The sequence below is a fragment of the Nostoc sp. genome (assembly GCF_036917235.1).
Lineage (GTDB): Bacteria > Cyanobacteriota > Cyanobacteriia > Cyanobacteriales > Nostocaceae > Nostoc.
The window spans coordinates 113,262-128,891 of record NZ_JBALDU010000074.1 but is presented as its reverse complement, the minus strand read 5'-3'; the positions used below and the strand labels follow the sequence as shown (position 1 = coordinate 128,891).

Annotated in this window: 12 protein-coding genes; 1 reads left to right on the top strand and 11 read right to left on the bottom strand. The window is 43.6% G+C overall.

Annotation, left to right across the window (positions count from 1 at the left end):
- Nucleotides 1-235: 235 nt before the first annotated feature.
- From trpD to trpA, 4 genes are all read right to left on the bottom strand, one after another.
- Nucleotides 236-1,339: an anthranilate phosphoribosyltransferase gene (gene trpD / locus V7K44_RS21690; protein WP_334934216.1), complete on the bottom strand. Its 1,104-nt coding sequence runs from the start codon at nt 1,337-1,339 to the stop codon at nt 236-238.
- A gap of 70 nt (nt 1,340-1,409) precedes the next feature.
- On the bottom strand, nt 1,410-2,639 hold the full coding sequence (trpB, locus tag V7K44_RS21685) for a tryptophan synthase subunit beta (protein WP_334934214.1): 1,230 nt from the start codon (nt 2,637-2,639) through the stop codon (nt 1,410-1,412).
- 68 nt (nt 2,640-2,707) lie between these two features.
- Nucleotides 2,708-3,916 carry a tyrosinase family protein gene (locus V7K44_RS21680; protein WP_334934211.1) on the bottom strand — a complete coding sequence of 403 codons (1,209 nt, stop codon included), beginning with the start codon at nt 3,914-3,916 and terminating at the stop codon, nt 2,708-2,710.
- A gap of 231 nt (nt 3,917-4,147) precedes the next feature.
- Nucleotides 4,148-4,981 carry a tryptophan synthase subunit alpha gene (gene trpA / locus V7K44_RS21675; RefSeq protein ID WP_334934209.1) on the bottom strand — a complete coding sequence of 278 codons (834 nt, stop codon included), beginning with the start codon at nt 4,979-4,981 and terminating at the stop codon, nt 4,148-4,150.
- A gap of 93 nt (nt 4,982-5,074) precedes the next feature.
- Between trpA and V7K44_RS21670 the strand changes: the two genes are divergently transcribed.
- Entirely contained in the window at nt 5,075-5,365 is a 291-nt protein-coding gene (locus V7K44_RS21670) for a hypothetical protein (RefSeq protein WP_334934207.1), read from the top strand.
- Nucleotides 5,366-5,372: 7 nt separating this feature from the next.
- On the opposite strand, the gene trpC is transcribed toward V7K44_RS21670, so the two are convergent.
- The 7 genes from trpC to V7K44_RS21635 all read right to left on the bottom strand — a co-directional run bounded on the left by trpC (nt 5,373) and on the right by V7K44_RS21635 (nt 15,630).
- Nucleotides 5,373-6,203 (bottom strand): indole-3-glycerol phosphate synthase TrpC, encoded by an 831-nt coding sequence (gene trpC, locus V7K44_RS21665; protein WP_334934205.1) that lies wholly within the window; start codon nt 6,201-6,203, stop codon nt 5,373-5,375.
- A 311-nt stretch (nt 6,204-6,514) separates the two neighbouring features.
- The gene (locus V7K44_RS21660; protein WP_334934203.1) at nt 6,515-8,719 is read right to left on the bottom strand and encodes an anthranilate synthase; all 2,205 of its coding nucleotides are present in this window, start codon (nt 8,717-8,719) and stop codon (nt 6,515-6,517) included.
- A gap of 390 nt (nt 8,720-9,109) precedes the next feature.
- The gene (locus tag V7K44_RS21655) at nt 9,110-10,306 is read right to left on the bottom strand and encodes a 3-dehydroquinate synthase (RefSeq protein WP_334934201.1); all 1,197 of its coding nucleotides are present in this window, start codon (nt 10,304-10,306) and stop codon (nt 9,110-9,112) included.
- A gap of 11 nt (nt 10,307-10,317) precedes the next feature.
- Nucleotides 10,318-11,409, bottom strand: a complete 1,092-nt coding sequence (gene tyrA, locus V7K44_RS21650; RefSeq protein WP_334934199.1) for a bifunctional chorismate mutase/prephenate dehydrogenase — start codon at nt 11,407-11,409, stop codon at nt 10,318-10,320.
- Between the two features lie 154 nt (nt 11,410-11,563).
- On the bottom strand, nt 11,564-12,715 hold the full coding sequence (gene scyF, locus V7K44_RS21645; protein WP_334934197.1) for a scytonemin biosynthesis PEP-CTERM protein ScyF: 1,152 nt from the start codon (nt 12,713-12,715) through the stop codon (nt 11,564-11,566).
- Between the two features lie 156 nt (nt 12,716-12,871).
- Nucleotides 12,872-14,248 (bottom strand): ScyD/ScyE family protein, encoded by a 1,377-nt coding sequence (locus tag V7K44_RS21640; RefSeq protein ID WP_334934195.1) that lies wholly within the window; start codon nt 14,246-14,248, stop codon nt 12,872-12,874.
- 104 nt (nt 14,249-14,352) lie between these two features.
- Nucleotides 14,353-15,630: a ScyD/ScyE family protein gene (locus V7K44_RS21635; RefSeq protein WP_334934193.1), complete on the bottom strand. Its 1,278-nt coding sequence runs from the start codon at nt 15,628-15,630 to the stop codon at nt 14,353-14,355.

Below are 15,630 nucleotides of genomic sequence, written 5' to 3'. Positions count from 1 at the left end.
ACAAGCCGCAGTTGTTCAATCAGAGAACTACCCATAATTTTCCTCCCCTCAACACTTGCAATTTTACCTGTTTTAGGGAATGAATCAGCCCTGCCAGGGAGAGGGGAGCCTGAGATTTAATTCCCCTTCTCCCTTGGGAGAAGGGGTTAGGGGATGAGGACGTGAGGTGATGTGTAAAACACCTACCCGATATAGCTTTCAGCTTAAGTTGACACCAATGAGCAATGCTGTGCCCTTACCTTGGCGAATCGTGTAAAAATTCCGCAAGTTGTTCTAGTTTTGTCCAAGCCGCGCCGCTTTGCAGAATTTCTTTGGCAAGGGCAATACCTTTAACACAACCTGCTAAAACATCAGTTTCCCCATGAATGGCTTCACCAACTTGCAGGGCTAAGGCTGTGTTTAAAGCGACTACATCTTGTTGCGCTTGAGTGCCTTTACCTTGCAAAACTGCCTTCAAGATTTCGGCATTTTCTTGGACATCTCCACCGTGCAACGCCGCAGTGGGTGCAAAACTTAAACCAAGTTCTTGAGGATTGAGCGTCAAAGAGCGGACTTTTTTATCTTGGAGTACAGCCAAATCAGTGACATCTGCCAAACCAGCTTCATCTAAACGTTCCCGTCCGTGGAGGGCGATCGCTTGCTGACATCCCAATTGGGATAAGGCTTGAACAATCTCTTCTAGTAAAAGCGGGTCGTTCACACCAATAATTTGCCCTGTCGGTCGCATCGGATTTACTAGCGGGCCGAGCAAGTTAAAAACAGTCCGCACCTTCAAAGTTTTTCGCAAAGTTGCGATCGCCTTGAGTGCAGGATGCCAGCCGGGAGCAAACAAAAAGGTGATTCCAACTTCACCCACTGCGGCTTGTACTTTTTCAGGAGTGGCATTGAGATTTATACCCAAAGCTTCCAGCACATCAGCGGAACCAGCCTTGCTGGATGCCGAACGATTGCCATGTTTGGCAACCTTTACCCCAGCAGCAGCGGCGACAAAGGCAACAGCAGTGGAAATATTAAAGGTTGAAGCACCATCTCCACCAGTTCCACAGGTATCTATTAGGGGGACTAGGGATTGGGTACTGGGTACTGGAGATTGGGATTGCAAGATACTAGCCATGCCAACTAATTCCTCAGCAGATACGCCTTTAGCTTGGATTGCGGCTAAAATCGCTCCTGATAGAACATGGGGAATGGCATCTGTGAGCCAACCTTGCATCAAATCCGCAGCTTGGGAAACTGTCAACGATTGCCGATTTAATAACTGTTGTAATAAAACTGGCCAGTTGTAGAACTCAGAAGGGATGGAGATTTTATCGGGTGGAGTTTGCGTTACAGCGATCATATTGGTTATTTGTCATTGGTCATTAGTCATTGGTCATTCACGAAGGACAAATGACGATAAGAAGAGAAAATTAAGGAATTAGGACTTTTGCGACGGTTTGCACATCTTTGTCACCTCTACCGGAGCAATTAATGACGATGCGGGGACTGCCTTTTAACTGAGGACAAAGGGTTTCTAAATATGCGATCGCATGAGCAGTTTCTAAGGCTGGAATAATCCCCTCTAGTTGCGAAAGTCTTTGAAATGCGTCTAATGCCTGTTTATCGGTAACACTGTAATATTCGGCGCGACCCAGATCCTTTAAATAACTATGCTCAGGGCCAACGCCAGGATAATCTAATCCGGCACTAATTGAATGGGCTTCGATGACTTGACCATCATCATCTTGCAGTAAATAGCTCATTGCACCGTGCAATACACCTATTTTTCCTTTTGTCAAGGTAGCAGCGTGTTTTTCTGTATCTACACCTTCACCCGCAGCTTCCACTCCAATTAAACGCACCGAAGATTCATGCATAAACTCATTGAATAAGCCGATCGCGTTGGAACCTCCACCCACGCAAGCCAGTAAAATATCTGGTAATCCTCCCCATTTTTCTTGACATTGAGCGCGAGTTTCTACACCAATTACCGCGTGGAAGTCACGGACAATCATCGGGTAGGGATGAGGCCCGGCAACGGAACCCAGGATGTAATGGGTTGTTTCTACATTCGTCACCCAATCCCGAATTGCTTCCGAAGTTGCATCCTTGAGAGTTCCCGTACCTGCTTCCACTGGTCGAACTTCTGCACCCATTAATTTCATGCGAAACACATTCAGGGCTTGGCGTTCCATATCGTGGACGCCCATGTAAATCACACATTTCAAACCAAACCGCGCACATACAGTTGCAGTCGCTACGCCGTGTTGTCCTGCACCTGTCTCGGCAATCACCCGTTGCTTACCCATGCGCTTGGCTAGCAAAACCTGAGCCAAAGCATTATTAATTTTGTGAGCGCCTGTATGATTTAAATCCTCACGCTTTAAATAAATTTGCGCTCCCGTGCCATCTGGTCTAGCGTAGTTTGTTGTCAGGCGTTCCGCAAAATATAATGGGCTGGGTCGTCCTACATAATCACGCATTAAGTTTTGCAGTTCTGCTTGAAAACTCGGCTCATTGCAATATTGGTGATATGCCGCTTCCAATTCACTTAATGCAGGCATTAAGGTTTCCGGGACATATTTACCGCCGAATTTTCCAAACCTGCCCAAAGAATCTGGTTGCACAGTTGCAGTCTTGATGTCTTGTATGCTTACCATTGGTTAAAATCCTTTTATGTTTAAGTATTTTTTACTCGCGTTCTAACTTTGAGTCATCTTTGCGTTTTTCATTCCCAGGTTTTGTAGGTATAGCCCAGTTTCCGGTGATTCAAAACGTCTATAGGGCGCACCAAATCGTTAGAGTCAAAATTTGGTAATAGGGATAGTAAATTTCCTAACACCGTAGCTTTGGGGGTAGACATCCCGCCATCCCAAGGCCACATTAGGTCTTTAAGATTGTGTCCATAAGGCTGACCATTGGCAGGATAAAAATCGCTGCCTTGATGACCGTTTTCTTGCCATTGGGCCCAGAGGCGGTCTACGTTGGCATGATGCAACCAAAACACTGGGTCATAAGGCGAACTTGGGATATTGCCCATAGTACCTAAGCCCTTAAACTTTATGGGTTTTGTGCTTGCGTCTATTTTTACCCCACCGACTAAGCCATGAACGTAGTTGTGTATGAATCCTCCGGGGGTGACTTTACCCTGCTCATCTACAGAGATAAATCCTTCCAAAGCAGGGCGAAATAGAGAATAGTTATTCAGACGAAGGGCACGCTCAACATCTTTTTTGGGCACTGGATAATCACTGGCAGGAGGTAGTCTTAGAAAGCGGACAAGTGATGTACCTAATGATGTTTGGGTTTCTGGGTCAATATTTAATGCTGGATTCATAACCCAGCCATTTGCAGCCGAAAAAGCCCCAGGCACAGCGCCGCCTGTAAAGTTTCCCTGATTTGGAATTTTGATGGTTACTCCTTGACCATTGGAACCAAGAAAGTCATCATTAAAAATTACATCAAGTGCTTTGGCATCTGTCCAATCCCAGTATGGCAGAGTAACAGTTGGGTCTACTGCTTGCAAAGCTTGTTCAAATCTGCGGATATATTCTCGATGCCAAGGGAAAAATGCGGCATTTTCATGAGCAAGTTCTTGGACGGAACCATCGGAATGTCCTTTATGGTTATGAATCAAGCGTGTTGCCCCTATGTGTATGGCAACGAATTGGTCGTAAATACTGACCTTGCTACCTGCGGGTATGACAGTTTTTAAGGTTTTGATAGCCTTAACGAAGGCTGTTTTCTCTGCTGGTGTCAGGTCAGTTACGTTCTTTCTTACAGCTAGATGAGTGTATTGCCCTGGAAGATTATGATTCCAATGGTATTTGTATTGTCTATTATCAAGGCGATCGTGGGCGAAGACTGTAAGCGCACAGCTGCTAACTATAAGTAAGCTATAAATTAATATTTTGACCGACTTTAGCAGGAGTTTCATAATCTTAATGGAATAAGAGGAGCAGAGGGGGCAAAGGGCAAAAAGAGAAATAATTGATATTTTGTTTGGGTACAGTTCAGCTTTGACCTCTCTCCAAACCTCTCTCCTAAAAGGAGAGAGGCTTTGAATCTTACTCCCCTTACCTTGCAGGGAAGGGGCTGGGGGTTAGGTCTCTATTGAACTCAACTGCAAAGCTGTATAATTCCCTACTCCCTAAGTCTGCGGGTGAATTTATCCCACCTCTTGAAGAGATGGATTTTTGTGCTGACTTTCTGTGATGGCTGCTTTAAGTTCTCGACAAAATTCTTCCACGGCTTGCAATCCTTCTGTGGGGCTACCTTCAGCTAACCGTTTCACAAAGGCGCTACCAACAATCACTGCATCTGCACCCCATTCCATGACTTGATGTGCCTGTTCTGGTGCGGAGATGCCAAAACCAACGCCGATGGGTTTATCGGTGACGCTTCGCAACTCGGTAATTAAATGCTCGACGCGGTTTTGGATTTGAGCGCGGATACCTGTAACGCCTGTAACACTAACTAGATAGATAAAACCCTGAGATTGACGAGCGATCGCAATAATTCTATCTTGAGAACTGGTAGGAGCTACGAGTAAAATTACCTCAATTCCAAAAGAGGCAGCAGTTTGGATTAATTCTTCTGCTTCTTCTAAGGGTAAGTCTGGTACTACCAACCCTTGCACCCCAGCAGTGGCAATTTGCGCCAAAAATGACTTAATACCCCGGTGCAAAATGGGATTGTAGTAAGTAAATAGAATTATCGGCGCTTTTAAGCTAGGAATCACTACGTGTAACATCTCTAGCACTTGCTCTAATTTCGTGCCTTTTTGCAAAGCGCGGGTTGCTGCTGCTTGAATCACAGGCCCATCTGCGAGAGGATCGGAGTAGGGAATACCCAACTCGATAAAGTCAGCACCGTTGCGATCTAAGATGCGTAAAGCTTCGGCAGTGGTTTCTAAGTTAGGATCGCCTGCTGTGATAAAGGGAATTAAAGCACACTGTTGGCGATCGCGTAAAGTTTGAAAAGAATCGGAGATAGAAGTCATGCTGAAAAATAGTTAATGATTGTTTAATAGTTTTAGAATAATTTATACTTAGCAATTAGCGATGCCCATGCTAAATTTTTTGTTAACGAGTCTTTGATACTCGTTAACGAGGCTTTTATCTCCGTTAACGAGGCTTTTATCTCCATTAATGAGGCTTTTATCTCCATTAATGAGGCTTTTATCTCCGTTAATGAGTCTTTGAACTCCGTTAATGAGGCTTTTATCTCCGTTAATGAGGCTTTTATCTCCGTTAATGAGGCTTTTATCTCCGTTAATGAGTCTTTGAACTCCGTTAACGAGGCTTTTATCTCCGTTAACGAGTCTTTTATCTCCGTTAGCGAGGCTTTGAACTCCGTTAATGAGTATCAAAGCTTCATTTTTTAGCTTTACCTCAGTACTCAGCACTCAAAATCTCACGCACAGCTTGTTCTACATCGCTTTGTTTAACTAAAGACTCGCCAATCAAAACTGCACGCGCACCAGCCTCAGCGACAAGAGATAAATCAGCAGGTGTATAGAGTCCAGATTCGCTGACGACGGTGATATCTAAGCTTTGTAATTGTTGTTGACGCTCTGCTAAAAGTTGCTGTGTTGTTCCTAAATCAAGGGTAAAATCTTCTAAATTGCGATTGTTGATTCCTACTAAACTTAGGTTATCAAGCTTTAGCACTCGATCCAGTTCAGCCAAGGTATGGACTTCTACCAGTGCAACCATGCCCAAATCGTGAATTACTCGCAAAAAGTCTTGGAGTTCTCGATCTGATAAAATAGCCGCAATTAACAATACAGCATCTGCGCCTGCTGTCCGTGCTAAATAAATTTGATAGGAGTTAATGATGAACTCCTTGCACAGTAAGGGTAATGCAACTTGCGATCGCACATTCCGCAGATTATCAAAACTGCCCTGAAAGAACTTACAATCGGTGAGGACTGATAGACAAGCTGCACCACCTCGTTCATAAGCTTGAGCAACAGCTACTGGGTCAAAATCTGCACGGATAACCCCACGGCTAGGTGATGCCTTTTTTACCTCGGCAATCAAACTCGGTTGGTTGGGATTTTCTTGTAAAGCAGTCAAGAAATTTCGCACAGTTGGGGCTGAATTTAACTGTTGTCGCAATGAGCCTAAAGGCAATTCTTGCTGCATTTGTGCAACTTCTTGCTTTTTATGCGACACAATTTCTTCAAGAATATGGCGGGAAGTGGCAACTTGATTAGTCATAAACTGCTAAAGGTAGTGGAGATGGGGAAATAATATTATGTCCGCTTGATTACTTATTAAACCCGAAGAACCCCACCCCCAACCCCTCCCCGCCTGCGGGGAGGGGAGACAAAGCACAGCTTTGGCGGGGTGGGGTTCTTTTATTATGGGTAATTTAGTGGACATGATATAAGTAATTATTCTCGCATTATTGTTATTCTCGTTTATTTCTCATTCCCAGATGGAATCTGGGAATGAATTCTGTGCAGGCTTCGCTATGAGGGAGGCGGAGCCTCAAGGATGGCGTTCCCATGCTCTGCGTGGGAACGAGGCTAATGACCAATGACTAATGACTCTTTGACTTGCGTATATGCACGCACCACATTTTTAATGATTTCCAAACCGACTTCTCCGCCTAAAGTCATGATTGATTCTGGATGAAACTGAACGGCAGCGATGGGGAGTGTTTGATGTTCAATGCCCATAATTACGTCGTCATCAGAAATCGCTGTTACTTTGAGTTCTTTTGGCAAACTTTGCGGTAGGGCAAACAATGAGTGATATCTACCGACTGCAAAGGATTCCGGTAAGTTTTTGAAGGTGACAGAATTGGAATCAGTGACGAAAATCCGTGAAGATTTACCATGTTGAGGATAGTTGAGAACTCCTAATTCGCCATCAAAAGCTTCAACGATGCCTTGCAATCCTAGACAAACTCCGAAAATCGGAATTTGGCGATGCAGAAGGGCGCCAACAGTCTGTGAAACCCCAAAATCGCTTGGTCTACCAGGGCCAGGAGATAATACAACTAAGTCAGGGCGTTCTGTATCGAATAGCGATTCGGAGAAACCATGACGCAGTGTAGTAACGCTTGCACCGGTTTGGCGAATGTAATTAGCTAGAGTATGAACAAATGAGTCTTCGTAGTCTATTAATAAGATACGTTTGCCAGCTGCCGCACTTGGGAGGAGTTTAGTTAATTTTAGAGAACTGGACTCATCAATTTTCTGACTCGTTTGCTTCACACGCCGAATCGTTTCAAATAACGCAGCGCCTTTGGTAATTGTTTCTTGTTCTTCTGCTTGGGGTATGGAATCATAAAGGACAGTAGCACCGACTCGTACTTCAGCGATGCAGTCTTTTAATCGAATTGTCCGCAGAATTAAGCCAGTATTTAAATTACCGTTGAAATTTAAATAGCCGACTGCTCCACCATACCAACGTCGGGCGCTCTTTTCGTGCTGTTCAATAAAATTTATTGCTGCCCTTTTGGGTGCGCCGGTGACTGTAACTGCCCATGTATGCGACAGAAAGGCATCTAAAGCATCAAATTGCGATCGCAGTGTCCCTTCAACATGATCTACTGTATGTATCAGGTGGCTGTATAATTCAATTTGGCGACGGCCAATGACTCGTACCGAACCAGGTTCGCAGATTCGGGATTTGTCATTGCGATCGACATCAGTACACATGGTCAACTCAGCTTCATCTTTGTGAGAGTTGAGTAAATGACGAATTTGCACCGCATCATCAAGAGCATCTTGTCCTCGGCTAATAGTGCCACTAATGGGACAAGTTTCTACCCGCCTACCTTCAACCCGCACAAACATTTCTGGAGATGCACCAATTAGATATTCGCCACCTAAATTAAAAATAAACCCATAAGGACTAGGATTTATTTCCTTTAAGGTGTTAAATAATTTGCTGGGTTCATCTTCATAGCCTTCAAAAAAGTTTTGACTAGGAACAACTTCAAATAAATCGCCTCTGCGGAAATAATCGAGTGCAACCTCAACTTTTTTCGCATATTCGCCTACTTTATGGTCAGCAGTTTGATTTGGTAAAAGATGTTTGCCACGATAATCTACAGACTCACCTGTTCTCGGAAGATTCTTGGTGTTACCGTGCGCTGTTTGAAAATCATATTGTAGACGAAATGCACGTTGCTGATAGTAATCAACAACAATCAATTCATCTGGCAAATAAAGCACCAAATCGCGCTGATCTGTAGGACGTTCTAGATGTTGGGTAATTGGTTCAAACTGAAAAACTAAGTCATAACCAAACGCACCATACAAGCCTAAATGCTCGTCTTCTTGACTAGAGAAAGTATATAAAATTTCCCTAACAACTGTAAATGATGAAGGCTGTTTACTACGTTCTTCTTCAGTAAATAATTTTTCTGAAGGTTTAATAAAGCCTAGAACAATGTTATTTTCTTGGGTGATATTCTCAAGTTGTTCTGACTGAGATAGTCTCTCTAAAAGGAATGGCAAAAGTACTTGACCGCGTTCATTCAACGCTATCAAAGTGAAAGTATTATCCTGTGTAGTCAACTCCAACGGTGGATTGACAAATCCGATTGCCCATCTTTTGTATCTGCCAGGATATTCGTAGCTACTCCTTAGCAACCCTCCGCGCTGAGAATTTAAATGGAATAGAATATCATCGAGGGCAGTGTCCATCTTAACTTCAGTGATGAAGCGAGAAACACTGACACCGCCAACGGTTTTATAAGAACGTGAATCAAAAACCATGAGTAATTTCTCTAGAATATTTGTTAGTCAACCATTAATCATTATTAGTAGTTATTTTCAAACCTAGAACAAACTTAGATAACTTTCTATCAATCTAAGTCCACACATTCTTTTTAAAAGATGTAATCAAAAACTTTTCGCTTCTTATTTAAGAATACTAGATATCAAGCAGATAATACATTGAATAATTTTTCGATTTAGTGTCAATTTATTCGCTTTTTACACTGCTTTTCTAGTACATTTCCCAACAACCCCATTTAATAAACCTCCACCTCCCCCAAAAGTAGTAAATGACCTCATAAAACCTCAGCGTTCCTCCGCGCTTCCCTCAGCGTACCTACCCTACGGGAAGGCGTTCGCGTAGCGTCTCGTAGAGAAGCGCCTATGCGTTTAAAACTCCCCCCTCACTTCTCCCAACAGCGATATTGCTTGCCCATACAAAAACAAATCCACCTCATGAACCTCAGTTCTTTTTCCAATCCCTTTCAACAGCGTCAAAGTCAACTCTCCCCCCAAATGTTCGCGGAATTCAGTCAAACCCCGAAACAAACAACGAGGATCTTCCAATTGTGATAACTTCTGGGTTAGTTCTGGCACATACAACGTGAAACCCAACGCCGATAAAGTATTTAATATCCGTTGCCACTCCGAACAATCCAGCAATCCTGCTAAATAAGAATAAGTGCTATCCAAAGCAATACCGATCGCAACTGCTTCGCCATGACGCAAGCGATAATTTGTTAAATGCTCCAATTTATGAGCCGCCCAATGTCCAAAATCCAGAGGACGAGACGAACCCATTTCAAAAGGATCGCCGCTATTGGCAATATGTTCTAAATGCAACTGGGCGCAACGATAGATAACTTGTTGCATAGTATCCATATCTCGCCGCCTCAAAGCTGCGGTGTGAGAGTGGATAAAATCAAAAAAGCTAGCATCCTTAATTAGAGCCACTTTCACTGCTTCTGCAATTCCAGAACGCCAATCGCGATCGTCTAGAGTTGTCAAAAAGGCAGAATCATTTATAACTGCATAAGGTGGCGCAAATGTCCCCAAAAAGTTCTTTTTACCAAAGGCATTGATGCCGTTTTTGACACCAACCCCAGAATCATTTTGCGCTAACACCGTCGTCGGTACCCGAATGAGACGAATTCCCCGGTGAGCAGTTGCGGCTGCATATCCCACCAAATCCAACATAGCCCCGCCCCCGATCGCTAACACATAAGAATGGCGACATAATCCGGCAGTTTCAATCTGTTGCTGGATTTGCTCTAATAAAGTGCGATCGTTTTTGGCAGCTTCTCCTCCCGAAATTATCATCGGTTCGGCTGCGATCGCTAGTACCTCTGCATAAAACTTGGTATACGCGACTAATTGCTTCACCAATTCCGGTTGATACTTTAATATTCCTGCATCTATCACTGCAACTAATTTCTTCGGCTTTGTCTCTTCATCCGCACCAACCACTTGGGCTAAGGTGGGATTTTTCAACTCAAATAAATTTTGAGTGAAGTAAACCTCGTAGTTAAAAGTAACCGAAACACGCTGATTAATTAATCTACTTTTTTGTTTAATATCAACTATCATAATTTTGCTCTTTAAAGACTAATGTTTGTGTGTATCTTGGGTTGAGAATCTCGTTGGATAGGCATTGCATTTAAAGGCTGCATAAAATTATTAATTTTATCTTCAAAAAAGCTTTGAGCCTTTTCAAATTCCTGAATTAAGGCGTCTCTGTCTTTCATGGCTACTAGTTTTGCCAAACGACTGTAAGTATCAGCTAAAAAGCTAATTGCATCACACCTTTCTTCTGTAGCTAGCATAATATCCACACATAAGTGAGGGTTTTGAGAAAACAAACGTTTAACTATGTCAATTTCTTGACGGTAGTTAGAAGTTGACATGGTTAAAGTCTGTTGTATATCAATTTTTGCTTGGGCTAAGAAAACACCAAGACTAAATCTACAGAAATGTTGCGTTGCTTGAACGATCACCATTATTTGATCGTGTTCTTCAGGCGTACAAACAATTAACTCTCCACCTTGAATTTTAATCAAGTCTAAAAACCATTGAAATGAATCATCGTTTCGACCTGGACAAACCACCACTTTTTGTCCAAAAAACGATCTTACATTTGGCCCAAACATTGGGTGTAAACCCATAACTGGACCAGAATGGTATTCGAGCATTGCTTGAGTCGGCTGTGTTTTAATACTCGTAATGTCACACAAAGCGGTAGTTGGCGCAAGGTATTTCGCTACACGCTTGATAACATCAACTGTATGTTCAATAGGAACGCTGACTAAAACTAATTCTGCCTGACTTAATAGTTGATCTGCATATTCCCAATCATCAGATTCGAGGACGCTAACATTATTACCTACTAGCGAAAGTTGCTCTTTAAATAATTTTCCCATCCTGCCGCATCCACCGATGATGGTAATTTGTCGGGGAGTGACACGATTTGTTGCATATTTAGGAATCAGAGTAGTATGACAACTATTTAGCACACCTGCCCAAACAGACTCAGGAATACCAGCTTGAGCGAGTAGGGGAGCGACATCAGCCAGTTGCTCATCTAAAGAAGGTTGTTCTGATGCTGCTAATAATGATATGCGATCGCTCAATAAGGCAATCAACCTCTGGTCAGTTTTTTTCAGCCGATCTGAATAAGAGGATTTCAAAGGCATTTTTCTTCCAATTTTCAAATATCAACGAATGATTCCTGAGAACTCAATTTGGGCGAAATATCCAAAGTTATTTGTCCTGAAGGTTTGTAGTAAGCACTTCAGTGCTTAAAAAATAAAGACTAAAGTCCTTACTACGAACTTGCTTACCTGACTACTAGCACTGTTTTTGCAATTCTTTCTCTAGTTGTCCGCGTTTCCGCAATGTGACGGTAACAGCCCCAAGTCCAAGCAATGCTAAACCCAATGCTGAACTAGATTCCGGTACTTGCCTTCTACCCTCTACGTTTAACACTTGGACGCGACCTTGGAAGAAATCGCCCACATAAAGCTTGCCATCTTTGTAACTTGTGCCACCCGTCCAGTTAAATGTGCCTGGTGTGAGGTCGAGGGGATCGCCAAAGGGTGGTTGACCTAGTTGGGGAGGTGTTGCTGCGGCGGGTTTACCATAAGCTGTGAGGAACTTACCGTTTTTATCGAATACTTGAACGCGGCTATTGATCGAATCAGCTACATAGATATTCTCAAACTCGTCCACTTCTAAGCCGATGGGCTGATTAAATTCTCCATCTCCACTACCTTGTTTGCCAAATGTGAACAGAGAATTACCTTTAGGATCGAGTACTTGGACGCGGTTGTTAAACTGGTCACTCACATAAAAATTACCGCTGACTGGGGAAATTCTTAAACCTGCTGGTCCTTGAAACTGTCCAGGTTGAGTGCCAGAAGTACCAATACTACTAATTAGTTTGCCATCTTTGGTGTATTTATTGATCTTGTCGCCGCTAAAATCACCAATATACACATTGCCAGTTTTGTCAAATGTTACCCCAGATGGGCCAAAGAAAGCTCTACCTGGTATCAGACCGCCAAATTCACCAAATGAGTTAATAAACTTACCCTGGCGATCGAAGACATTAACGCGGTTGTTAAATACATCTCCGACATACAAATTCCCAGTCTGCGGATCGATTTCTAAAGCTGATGGCTCGTCGAATTGTCCAGGCCCTTTGCCGCCTTCACCGATCGCTCCAATATAATTACCTTGAGGGTTAAATACTTCAACCTTGTTACCGATGTTTGGGTTAAAAGTGCCGTCCGGGTTCAAACCACGACCGTTACTTATAAGGGTATTCCCCGAATCGTCTACCGTTATCCCTTGGGGGACAAAAAGCTGACCAGGAGCAAAGCCAGGGCTACCGATAGTCCGATCAAAGCTTAATGTTACAGCTTTGGCTTGAACAGATGTTGCTAACACGGTGAATCCGGTACCGAGAATAGCAAGTGACAAATTTTTGACTAATCCCATGAGTTTTAAGTCCTGGTTGTATAAGTTATACTCGTTCCTAGACTAATTTCGTTCCCCGTCCTAGTTTGGGAACTCTGAAATTTAGGCTGCTACCTCTTGTTGGAAATGCAACTTTCTCTGTGAGGCAGCAGCCTATTTTGTAAGCTTTACCAGGAATTAGACAGTCTCTGCTTTGGCTAGGAACTCTTCACCCAACTTTTCTGGGCGTTTGCGCTTGGCGATCGCAGCAGTTGCGCCTACACTAGCAAGTGCTAGTAAACCGAATACTGAACCAGGTTCGGGGACTTTTTCGACAACGACACCATCCACCCGAACAACCTCTCCTAGTCTTGGACCAACACCGCGATTGGTAATATAAATCTTGCCATCAGGGCCAATATCAATTCCATCAGCCGAATCTAGCCCTTGACCTGCGGCAACAAGTGTTGTGCGAGTGCCGTTAGGAGCAACTTGGATGAGAGATCCAGGTAGATTTGTGATGTCACCGCCTAACTGGGACTTGTCGCTAAACTGTAAAACCAGCAAATCGCCTTTGTCATCAAAGGTTAGGTCGGTGATGTGCGTAAAGCCATCCAGAAAAACTTCTGGTTTGAGATCGTCGCCAATGCGGAAAATCCGTGATTTACCTTCTGGATAAGGAAAACCTGTATATTCACCAACGTATAAAGCTCCATCGGGGCCAATTGCGCCACCTGTGGGTACTGATTGAATTGCTGTTTTTCCTCCTGGAAGCTGCTCTAATAGCCCAGGAGGTAATTGTAATCCTGGTGGCAAGTCGGAGTTACTAATGATGTTTTTAGGAATTGCGATCGCCTCTGACTTGCTTCCATCAAGTTTAATTTTGTAAGCAGTGTTCCCGCCCCCGTCAACGACATAAGCATTATCACCATTAACAGTCAGGTCATAGGGATTGGTTACTACATCCCCTTTATCTGGATTTTTGGTGATTTCATTCTTGGCAAAGTCAAAAATACTGGTGAGAGCTCCCGTGTTCAAGTCAACTTTGGACAGTTGTGCTAGGAGCGGTGTATTCAAAACTTTATCAGGTGTTGATGGTGGGAAAGTTGCAAGTTGCTGTGGTGGGAGTGGGGATTTAGAACCAAGGTTAAGTGTTGCTAGATCGCGGTTTCCTGGATAACCAGCAAACCCAGTCAGCAGATAAGCATTCCCTTTAGAGTCGAATTGTATGTCTTGAATACCAGCGCCTTGGTTGCCAGTGGGTTGTTCTGCTAAAGACTGAAAGTTATTAAGTAGACGCTGTTTGGTACCGTTTGGTGAAACTTTGACTAGTGAACCAGTGTTACCAGCACAGATAGGCTGAAACAACGTACTCGGAGATGGTTGACAATTTCCGTTTCCGCCGATACCTGGCTCTGCTACGTAGAGACTGCCGTCAGGACCAAAGCTAGAACCCCGTGCATTACTAATTCCATCAACAATAGTTGTTAATGTTGCAGCTTGTGCAGATGCTGTTCCACAAATAGCAGCAAAACAAAATGTAACAGACCTAAGAGCAAATGACTTGAGTTTCATACCTTTGAAGATTGAGAGTTAAATAATTTGTTTGTGGAAACTTTTATGGTTTTAAAGACAACGAATCGCAGTCTTTGAGGAACGCAGAATTGGTTTGAAACTCTTTATTTGAGCGCCACCGCTCCATTTATAGGAGGTTTGGTAGCTCTCTTCTTGTACAAACAACCAATGCCTAAGGCAGCGATCGCTAATACGCCTAAATTAGAATCAGGTTCAGGAACAGATTTGATATTTTCAATTCTGAGAACTTGTCCAGATCCTGGGCGATCGCCTCGGTTGGTGACGTACACTGCACCATCAGCACCAATAGTCAGGGCGCTAGGCGACTCTAATCCATTGCCACTCAGAAGAGTGGTGCGTGTGCCATTGGGAGCTATTTTGATTACAGAACCATCAAAATTACCCTTCCAGGCTGACTGATTGGCGTACTGCAAAGCATACAAGTTGCCCGCATCAAATTGCAAGTCTGTGAGTTGGGTAAAACCATCGGCAAAAACTGATGATTTACCATCAGCACCGACTCGATAGATTTTTGCCCCACCTTCAGGGAAAGGAAACCCGGTAAATTGGCTGATGTAATAAGCACCATCAGGTCCTTTTGCCACACCTGAAGGTACTGGTTGAGTTGCAAACTGCGATCGCACCGCTTCACCTTGAGATGGAACCTGTGCAGGTTCATTGGATGGGGTATCAGAAGGCGGAAAGATGGGATTAGTTAATATGTCTTGGGGAAAGGTAGTAATAGCTTGCAAGTTACTACCATCAGTATTTACATTGAGTAGGTCGTTTGCACCTGCATCAACTGCAACTAACTTATTGCCATCTATGACAAAACCCAAGGGATTGCTACCGACATCACCACCATCGGGATTATTGGCGAGTTCATAGTTAGCGAAATCAGCAACACTCGTCCAGGAATTGGTATTAAAGTCGGGAGCAATGATTTTACCGAGGTCAGTGTAACCTAAATTGCGATCGCGAAAAGCAGGATTCGCCCCATACCCAATCAGAACATAAGGTTTACCTGTAGCATCAAATTGGATGTCACGAGGGCCACCGGCTCCAGTACCATCTGGTAATGCTATAGAAGGAAGTCCTGTAAGTATGCGCTCGGTTTTACCATTCTCAATTTTGGTAACTGCCCCACTTGTGCCATAGCATAAAGAATCACCTTGACCGCTTGCTGGTGGAACACAACCGCCACTTCCCCCGATTCCCGCCTCTGTAACATAGAGATTACCATCAGGACTAAAGCTTAGTCCTCCGGCATTATATAGACCGTCGGCGATTACTGAAAAAGATGCAGCTGAGGCAGCTTTCATTCCTGAAAAAGCGGCAACACAAAAGGTGAGGATGGTAATGGTAAGTTGTTTCTGTTTCAT